Below are 8,348 nucleotides of genomic sequence, written 5' to 3' on the forward strand. Positions count from 1 at the left end.
AACGGGAACAAACTCGGCTTTATGGGACATGTTCTGCTTGGGATTCTCCCTGCATTGAGAGAGCAGACCTAAAAATGAAGATGCCACAAGTGGGGTACAAAGTGGCATGAAGGGCCCTTCAACCAAAATGAGTCACACCCAAATCAATTGCCATTTTGTTTTCCAAATAAGATTCTATATTGTCATCTGGTATTTTTGAAATTCTATATTTTTCATACTTAGAATAACAATTAATATGATTGCTTAAAAGTTTTGGTGTCGGGAAATCATTAGGATGATAATAGGATTTATAGTTTTTTGGATATAAGAAATTGAAATCTTTATATGATCTCAGAGTTAATATTGATTGTTCTTCGTCAATATCTGTTCTGAGGCCATCAATCCATTTTGTGACAACTTTACCGTTTATATGTATAGACGCTGATCCTATTTCCCAAACAGTATCCCTGCTCTCATTAACTAGTAGTGCAGTGAATTGAAGAAGATTGCCAATTGTATCAATCTTGCCAATTTTTAAGATTAGGTAGCCATAATCCGTCGCGATCATGATTTTTCTGGAAAACTCCTCTTGGAGTGGTTGAGGGACATCTTTTATACTTATGGAGTCTATTTTAGTGAAGCCATTTATCCCCTCGGTTGCAACAATGTTCCATTGTAGGAATTTCCTCAAACTAAGCAGCCAGCCAAATTCTTGTTTTTGAAGTACTGAGTACGGTAGCCTTAAAGCATCAAGTGTAAAGTAGCTATCCATGATCAAATAATTGGACTCTGACTCCCCCTTCTCCCACCCGAAGGGCTTGTTATTGGGAGAAGGGGGCCGGGGGGATGAGGGCAACCTACCCCCACGAGTAGCCCAGCTTGGCCAGCGGGAGTGTCCGTACGCGCTCGCCGGTGGCGGAGAAGATGGCGTTGGCGATGGCGGGTAGGATTGGGGGAAGCGCGGGTTCGCCCAAGCCGGTGGGGGGATTGTTGGACTTATGGAAGTGGATGTCAATCTCGCGTGGGGCCTGGTTCAGGCGCACCATCGGATGCTCCGAGTAGTTCTCCTGCACGACGCGGCCTTTAGCAAGCGTGATCTCCTGCGCCATGAGCTGGCTCATGCCATCAATCACCGAGCCGCAGACCTGGCCCTCCGCCCCCGATGGGTTGACAATCGTGTGGCCAACATCCCCGACCACCCAGACCTTCTCGACTTTTATCTCTTTTTTGGCACTCACTTTGATCTGGGCGACCTCGGCGAAGTAGCCTCGGTGGCTGAAGTAGAACGCGACTCCCATGCCCGTGCCCTTCGGCAAGGTCTTCTTGCCCCAGCCCGAGCGCTCGGCCACGAGGTTGAGAACCATGCGCATGCGCTCGATGTCCATCCCACGCTGGTTTGCGGGCAGGGCTTCGAGCGCGGCGAGCTGCTCCAGACGAAACGCGACCGGGTCTTTCCCGGCGGCGTGCGCTAGCTCGTCGGTGAGGCACTGGAAGATAAACGCATGGGTGTTGCTACCCGGCGCTCGCAAGGCTCCCGTGCGCACGGCCAGCGGAACCATGGAGTGGCCCAGCGCGTAGTTCGGGATCGTGCGGCAGGGGAACTCGCCCGGCCCGACCCCGCCGCTGTCCACAAAGCGCCCACTCTCACCGTAGCCCACAAAGTGATCGTGTAGGGCGATAGTTTTTCCGCTGGCATCCAGCCCGATCTTGAAGTGGTGCCAGCCACCGGGTCGGTAGAAGTCATGCGCGAAGTCGTCCTCCCGGCTCCAGAGAAGCTTCACGGGTGTTCCTGCGAGTTCTTTGGCGACCCAGGCCGCGTCTACCACCATGTCGTTGTAGATGCGTCGCCCAAAGCCGCCCCCTGCACGCAGCAGGTGCATCGTGACATCACCCGGTGCGACTCCGACGGCCCGCGCCGCGCCGCTGATGCCAGGGCTAGGAATCTGGCTCGTGCTCCAGAGCTCCAGCTTGCCGTCTTTGAAGCAGGCGGTGCAGTTCTGTGGTTCCAGCGGGGCATGGGCAATGAGCGGGTACTCGTAGCGCGCCTCAATCACCTTGGCGGCTTTTGCCAGCTCCGCCTCCGGGTCGCCCACTTTTCCGATGGTACTGGCTGGTGCCTGCCCGAGAAGCTCGGCAGCTTTCTTAGCCTGATCGCTCGTGTTGTAGCCCGCCCACTTGCCTTCGTCCCAGACCACTTCCAGCTTCTTGCGCGCGGTCTGCGCCTGCCACCAGGTCTGCGCCACGATTACCACGCCCGACTCCAGCCCGATCTGCGGGTTGCCTGGCACGACCAGAACTTTCTTGACACCGGGGAGCTTGGCGACCGCCTCGGTGTTGGCGCTGACCACTTTCCCACCCAGCACCGGGGTCTTGTGGAACGCGGCATAGAGCATCCCTGGCAGGTTCACGTCCATCCCGAAGATCGGCTTGCCTGTCACGATACTGGGCACGTCTACGCCGCCAGTAGCTTTTCCAATAATCTTGTAGCTGGCCGGGTCTTTGAGCTTGATGGTTGCCGGATCGGGCACAGGCATCGCAAGCGCTTTTGCGGCGAGCTGGCCGTAGGCGAGCTTGCGATTGGTCGCGCTATGAATGACCTCGCCTGAGGCGGTGTGGCAGTCACTTAGGGCGGCTCCCCACTCTTGAGCGGCGGCGGCGACCAGCATCATCCGTGCGGCGGCTCCCACCCGGCGGAGTGGCTCCCAGGCACTGGGTGTCCCCCCGCTTCCCCCGGTGAACTGCCCACCGTAGCGCGGGTCCACATCGGCCTGCTCAACCCTGACCGACTTCCAGTCGATGTCCAGCTCCTCGGCGATGAGCATCGGCAGCGTTGTGCGCATTCCCTGTCCGATCTCGGGTGCCCGGTTGATGAGTGTCACACTGCCATCAGCGGCGATCTTGATAAAGGCGCTGGGCTCCAGACCCGCGGGACGGGGCGTCTGTGCCTGAGCGGGCGTCTCGGAGTCGGAGTAGAGGCCAAGAGCGAACCCGCCGCCAATCAGTGCGGTGGCTTTGAAAAAGTCTCGTCGGTTCATTTCTTGCCTCCGGTCTTGGGCTTGGTGGTCGGTTTTGCAGTGGTCTTAGCCGTGGGCTTAATCACAGGCAGTGGTGTCATTGAGGCGGCGCGGTGGACGGCCTTGCGGATGGACATGTGCGTCCCGCAGCGGCAGAGGTTGCCACTGAGCGCGTCGTCAATGTCGGCGTCCGTGGGGCGGGGCTTCTTTGCCAGCAACGCCGCCGCCGAGAGAATCTGCCCGGCCTGGCAGTAGCCACACTGTGGGACGTCCACTTCCTGCCACGCGACCTGAAGCGGGTGCTTTCCATCAGGAGAGAGCCCCTCAATTGTAACGACTTTCTTACCCGCCGTATCGGCGATTGTCATCTGGCAGGAGCGAATCGCCTCGCCATTGACATGCACCGTGCACGCGCCGCAGCTTCCAATGCCGCAACCATACTTGGTGCCAAAGAGGTGCATAATATCGCGCAACACCCAGAGCAGCGGGGTATCGGCATCGGCGTCCACTGTGGCGGGTCGCCCATTGACCGTGAGTTTATAAGCCATAATGGACCAATTATACCTGAGAGACCGCCCCGTGAACGGGGCGTCGAGTGGCACTTCGTGCCGCAAAGCCCGTGCCGGGCTACCGAATCGCTTCCCCAGCCCGGCACGGGCTTTGCAGTCGCAGGCTACCCAGACGCCTCCTTCCAGGGGGCGGTCTAAGAGGTATAATGCAACAACCACGATGAAATTCCTCTCCCTAGGTTCTCTTCTCGCGCCGCCGCTCTTGCTCCTGGGAGCGCTTGCTGTGCCTGCTTCCAGCCAAAACGAAGGTGTCTTTGAGGCAAAAGTGCGTCCGACCCTGCTGGCACGCTGCGTCGCCTGTCATGGCCCGAATCAGCAGCTGGGTAACCTGCGGCTGGATAAGTCGATCTCACCCGCGCAGGCAAAACAAATTATTGCCACGGTGAGCTACACAGGGACGATTAAGATGCCACCCTCGGGGAAGCTGCCCGAGGCGGAGCGAGCCGTGCTGACGAGCTGGGCCACAGCGGGGGCACCCTGGCCGAGTGCGACAAAAACGCCGCCCAAGCCCAAGGGGCCATTCTGGGCGTTTGTGCCGCCGAAGACTCCCGCGCTCCCGAAGGTCAAGGCCCGCTGGTGGGCGCAGAACCCACTGGACACGTTTGTGCTGGCGAAGCTGGAAGAGAAGGGGCTCAAACCCGCGCCGCCTGCGGATCGCCGGACGCTGATCCGTCGCGCGACGTTTGACCTGACGGGCCTGCCCCCGACCCCCAAAGAGATAGATGCGTTTCTGACCGATACGCAGCCGGGGGCGTTTGCTCGCGTGGTGGATAGGTTGCTGGCCTCCCCGACGTATGGGGAGCGCTGGGGACGGCACTGGCTGGATGTTGCCCGCTACGCAGACTCCAACGGCGTGGACGAGAACCTGGTCTATCCCAACGCTTGGCGCTACCGGGACTGGGTCATCAATGCCGTCAATGCCGATAAGCCCATCAATCGCTTCTTTCAGGAGCAGCTCGCGGGCGACTTAATCCCCGGCGCGGGCGACAACGGGATTATCGCCACGGGCTATCTCGCCCTTGGCCCCAAGATGCTCGCGGAGGACGATCCGGTCAAGCAGGAGCTGGATATTATTGATGAGCAGGTGGACACGCTAGGCAAGACGTTTATCGGCCTGACGGTAGGGTGCGCTCGTTGTCATGACCACAAGTTCGACCCGATCCCCGCCCGCGACTACTACGCCCTCGCCGGAATCTTTAAGTCCACGAAGACCATGCTCAACTTTAAGAACATGGCCGACTGGAACGAGCGCCCACTGGCTCCCAAAGAGGATCAGGATAAGCTCGCCGCCATCGAGGCGCAGATCAAGACCCGGCGCGAGGAAGCGACGAAAAAGCGCGAGGCGGCGGAAAAAGTTTTGCTAGCGCAGGTGCGCCCGCAGACCGCCGCCTATGAGAAAGCGGCTCGTCAGCTCCTCGCCACCCAGAAAGCCGCCGTCACGCTCACGGCGACGATCCCCACACCCGATGGCGCTGCGCCCACAGGCGCGATTCTGCGCGAGGCTGAGGACTTCACCAGCGGCAATGTCAACAAAGACAAGGGCGGGTTTGGCAAAGAGATCGGCGTGCTGGTCAACGCGGAGAAGTACCCCAACCGCACGGAGTACGAGGTTTCGGTGCCCACTGCCGGGCCATATCAGCTCGACCTGCGCTACGCCTCCGGCGACCCCCGAGCCTGCCGTATCTATGTGAACGGCACATTAGTGGCATCCAGCGCCGCTGGGAAAGTGACCGGGGGCTTCTATCCGCAGCACCAGCAGTGGTTTGCCGAAGGCGTCTTTGCGCTCAAAGAAGGTGCAAATCGCATCAAATTAGAGCGCGATAGCTACTTCCCGCATCTAGACAAGCTACTCCTCATCGCCCGCCCCGATGCCCCGCTCACCCAGAGCCTCGAAAACATCGCCGCCGCGTCCAGCCTGATCCCCGAGCTGGTCGCGGAGCTGACGGAGCGCCTCAAAAATGGCTTGGAAGTTCGCCTGGAGCTTCCCGACAAGCCGGATCGGCTCTTCCCCAAAGAGGTTCAAGCGGAGCTCAAGCGCCTGGATGACGAGCGTACGGCACTGGAGAAATCCCGCCCCGACCTGCCGCGCGCCATGGCCGTGAGTGAGGGAACCCCGACCAACCTCAAAGTCCATCTGCGCGGCAACTACCTGACGCTGGGCGAGGAGTGCGTCCGCCGCTTCCCCACCGCGATCTCAGGCGAGAACCAACCTGCCCTGCCGATGAACAGTAGCGGGCGCTTGGAGCTGTCCCAGTGGCTCACCGACGCGAAGAACCCGCTCACCGCGCGGGTCTTTGTCAATCGGGTCTGGCGCTGGCGCTTTGGGCGTGGAATCGTCGGCTCCGTGGATAACTTCGGGGCGCTGGGCGACTTGCCCACCCACCCCGAGCTGCTCGACTGGCTAGCGACGACTTTCGTGAAAGACGATGGCTGGAGCCTGAAGAAGCTCCACAAGCGCCTGATGCTCACTAATACCTACCAGATGAGCGGGAAGTTTGACGCGAAAGCCGCCGCGCTCGACCCCGACAATCACTTCCTCTGGCGCTACCCTCGGCACCGCTTGGAGGCCGAGGCGATCCGCGATAGCATCCTGGCTGTCGCCGGGACGCTGGACAAGACCATGGGCGGCACGCTGCTTACCTTCCGGCCCCGCCAGTACGTCACCAGCACCGCCAACGCCGACCCGGTCAAGTACGACAGCCGCCGCCGCGCCGTGTACTTGCCCGTGGTGCGTAGCGCCCTGTACGATGTCTACACGGCCTTTGACTTTGGTGACCCGACCGTGATGAACGGCGACCGCCCCAGCACCACGGTCGCACCACAAGCGCTGTTTATGCTCAATAGTAGCGTCGTGCTCAGTGCCACCAAGGCCCAGTCCGAGGCGCTGCTCAAACAGACTGACCTCGACGATGCCGAGCGGGTGCGCCAGCTCTACCTGACCTGCTACGGACGCCCGGCCACGCTCGCCGAGGTGCTTCGGTCTTTCGACTTTCTCGCTCGTTTCGAGACTGCCTACGCCAAAGCGCCCAACCCGCGCCTCAGCGCCTGGCAGAGCCTCTGCAAATCTCTTATCGCCGCCAATGAGTTTCTCTATGTGGACTAATCACGAACAGTCACGTCGCCAGCTTCTGAAAAGTAGCGCTATTGGCTTTGGCAACCTGGCCCTCCTGAGCCTGCTGGATCAAGAGGCAAAGGCCAGCTCAAAAGACACGAGTCGCAATCCGCTCTTGCCCAAAGCGCCGCAGTTCCCCGCGAAGGCCAAGCGGGTAATCTTTGTGTTTTTGCACGGGGGGCCGAGCCAAGTGGACACGTTCGATCCCAAGCCCTTGCTCACCCGCGACCACGGCAAGCCCTTTCCCGGCACGATCCCGCGCATCGTCTCCAGCCCCACGGGGAATCTGCTCAAGAGCCCGTGGGAGTTCAAGCGCTACGGACAGAGCGGGATCGAGGTGAGTAGCCTCTTTCCGCACCTGGGAGGCTGCGTGGATGATTTGTGCTTTATCCACTCCATGCACGCGTCGAACTCCCGCCATGGCGGCGCACTTCTAGAGATGCACACGGGTAGCGATACTTTCGTGCGCCCGAGCATGGGCTCGTGGATCACCTACGGCCTCGGCACGGAGAACCAGAACCTCCCCGGCTTTCTGACAATCTGCCCCACGCTCACCCATGGCGGCGTCGGCAACTGGAGCTCGGCGTTCTTGCCCGCATGGACCCAGGGCACGCCCATTGGCAACGCGAGCATTGATGCGGGCCAGGCCAAGATCCCGTTTATTCAGAACACGGAAACCCCGAGTGAGGCGCAGAAGCTGGAGCTAGAGCTCTTAGGGCAGCTCGGACGCGAGCAGCTCGCGCACTCCGGCCCCGACCCGGCGATGGAGGGGCGACTGAGCTCCTTTGAGCTTGCCTTCAAGATGCAGCTTGCCGCGCCCGAGCTCCAAGAGATCGCGGGCGAGTCCGAGGCGACCAAAAAACTCTACGGCCTCGACGATCCCAAGACGCGCAACTTTGGGCACCAGTGTCTCCTTGCCCGGCGCTTCTCCGAGAAGGGCGTGCGCTTTGTGCAGGTGACACACTCTTACAAGTGGGACCAGCACGGGGACCTCCGAAAAGACCACACGAGCAACGCCGCCGAAGTCGACAAGCCGATTGCAGGGCTTTTGAAAGATCTGAAGTCACGGGGCCTGCTTAAAGACACGCTGGTAGTGATCGGCGGGGAGTTTGGGCGCACGCCCGTGGCCCAGGGCGACGATGGTCGTGACCACAACCCGCACGGCTTCACGATGGTGCTGGCAGGAGGCGGCGTGAAGAGTGGCTTCCGCTACGGCGAGACCGACGACTACGGCTTCTACTCGGTCAAAGACAAGTGCCATGTCCATGACTTGCACGCGACGATCCTGCACCTGCTGGGCATGGATCACAAGAAGCTCACCTACTTCTACGGAGGCCGCAACTACCGCCTCACCGATGTGCACGGCGAGATAGCCAAGGGAATTATCGCCTAAGCCCTCTCCCAATGGCTAGGGAACTGCCAGGAAATGTCGCTGTATTAGGGAGCATGGGAAACACAACGACAGTCGCTCTGGTAACGGGCGCGAACAAGGGCATTGGTCTGGAGACCGTACGGCAGCTCGCCGCGCAGGGCATCACGGTTTATTTGGGCTCGCGGGATCTTACCAAGGGCGAGGCGGCGGCCAAGACGCTCACCGGCGATGTGCGGGTCATCTCGCTCGATGTCACCGATAGTGCAAGTATCGCTGCCGCTGTGGCAACCGTAGAGAAAGAG

Annotated in this window: 6 protein-coding genes; 3 read left to right on the plus strand and 3 right to left on the minus strand. The window is 60.2% G+C overall.

The annotated features are described in order from the left end of the window. Nucleotides 1-118: 118 nt before the first annotated feature. The 3 genes from RMO15_RS30595 to RMO15_RS30605 form a co-directional block, all read right to left on the minus strand. Nucleotides 119-751 carry a hypothetical protein gene (locus RMO15_RS30595; RefSeq protein ID WP_309722190.1) on the minus strand — a complete coding sequence of 211 codons (633 nt, stop codon included), beginning with the start codon at nucleotides 749-751 and terminating at the stop codon, nucleotides 119-121. Between the two features lie 85 nt (nucleotides 752-836). Beyond that, entirely contained in the window at nucleotides 837-3,014 is a 2,178-nt protein-coding gene (locus RMO15_RS30600) for a molybdopterin cofactor-binding domain-containing protein (protein WP_309722192.1), read from the minus strand. Beyond that, nucleotides 3,011-3,541 carry a 2Fe-2S iron-sulfur cluster-binding protein gene (locus RMO15_RS30605; RefSeq protein WP_309722194.1) on the minus strand — a complete coding sequence of 177 codons (531 nt, stop codon included), beginning with the start codon at nucleotides 3,539-3,541 and terminating at the stop codon, nucleotides 3,011-3,013. The genes RMO15_RS30600 and RMO15_RS30605 overlap by 4 nt, the downstream gene beginning before the upstream one ends. 181 nt (nucleotides 3,542-3,722) lie before the next feature. Between RMO15_RS30605 and RMO15_RS30610 the strand changes: the two genes are divergently transcribed. The 3 genes from RMO15_RS30610 to RMO15_RS30620 form a co-directional block, all read left to right on the plus strand. Continuing rightward, entirely contained in the window at nucleotides 3,723-6,665 is a 2,943-nt protein-coding gene (locus RMO15_RS30610) for a DUF1549 domain-containing protein (RefSeq protein WP_309722197.1), read from the plus strand. Next, nucleotides 6,655-8,067, plus strand: a complete 1,413-nt coding sequence (locus RMO15_RS30615; protein WP_309722200.1) for a DUF1501 domain-containing protein — start codon at nucleotides 6,655-6,657, stop codon at nucleotides 8,065-8,067. The genes RMO15_RS30610 and RMO15_RS30615 overlap by 11 nt, the downstream gene beginning before the upstream one ends. Nucleotides 8,068-8,120: 53 nt before the next feature. Further along, nucleotides 8,121-8,348, plus strand: a 228-nt coding sequence (locus tag RMO15_RS30620; protein ID WP_309722203.1) for an SDR family NAD(P)-dependent oxidoreductase, incomplete at its 3' end; no start/stop codon positions are given.

The organism is Armatimonas sp. (assembly GCF_031410135.1).
Classification (GTDB): domain Bacteria; phylum Armatimonadota; class Armatimonadia; order Armatimonadales; family Armatimonadaceae; genus Armatimonas.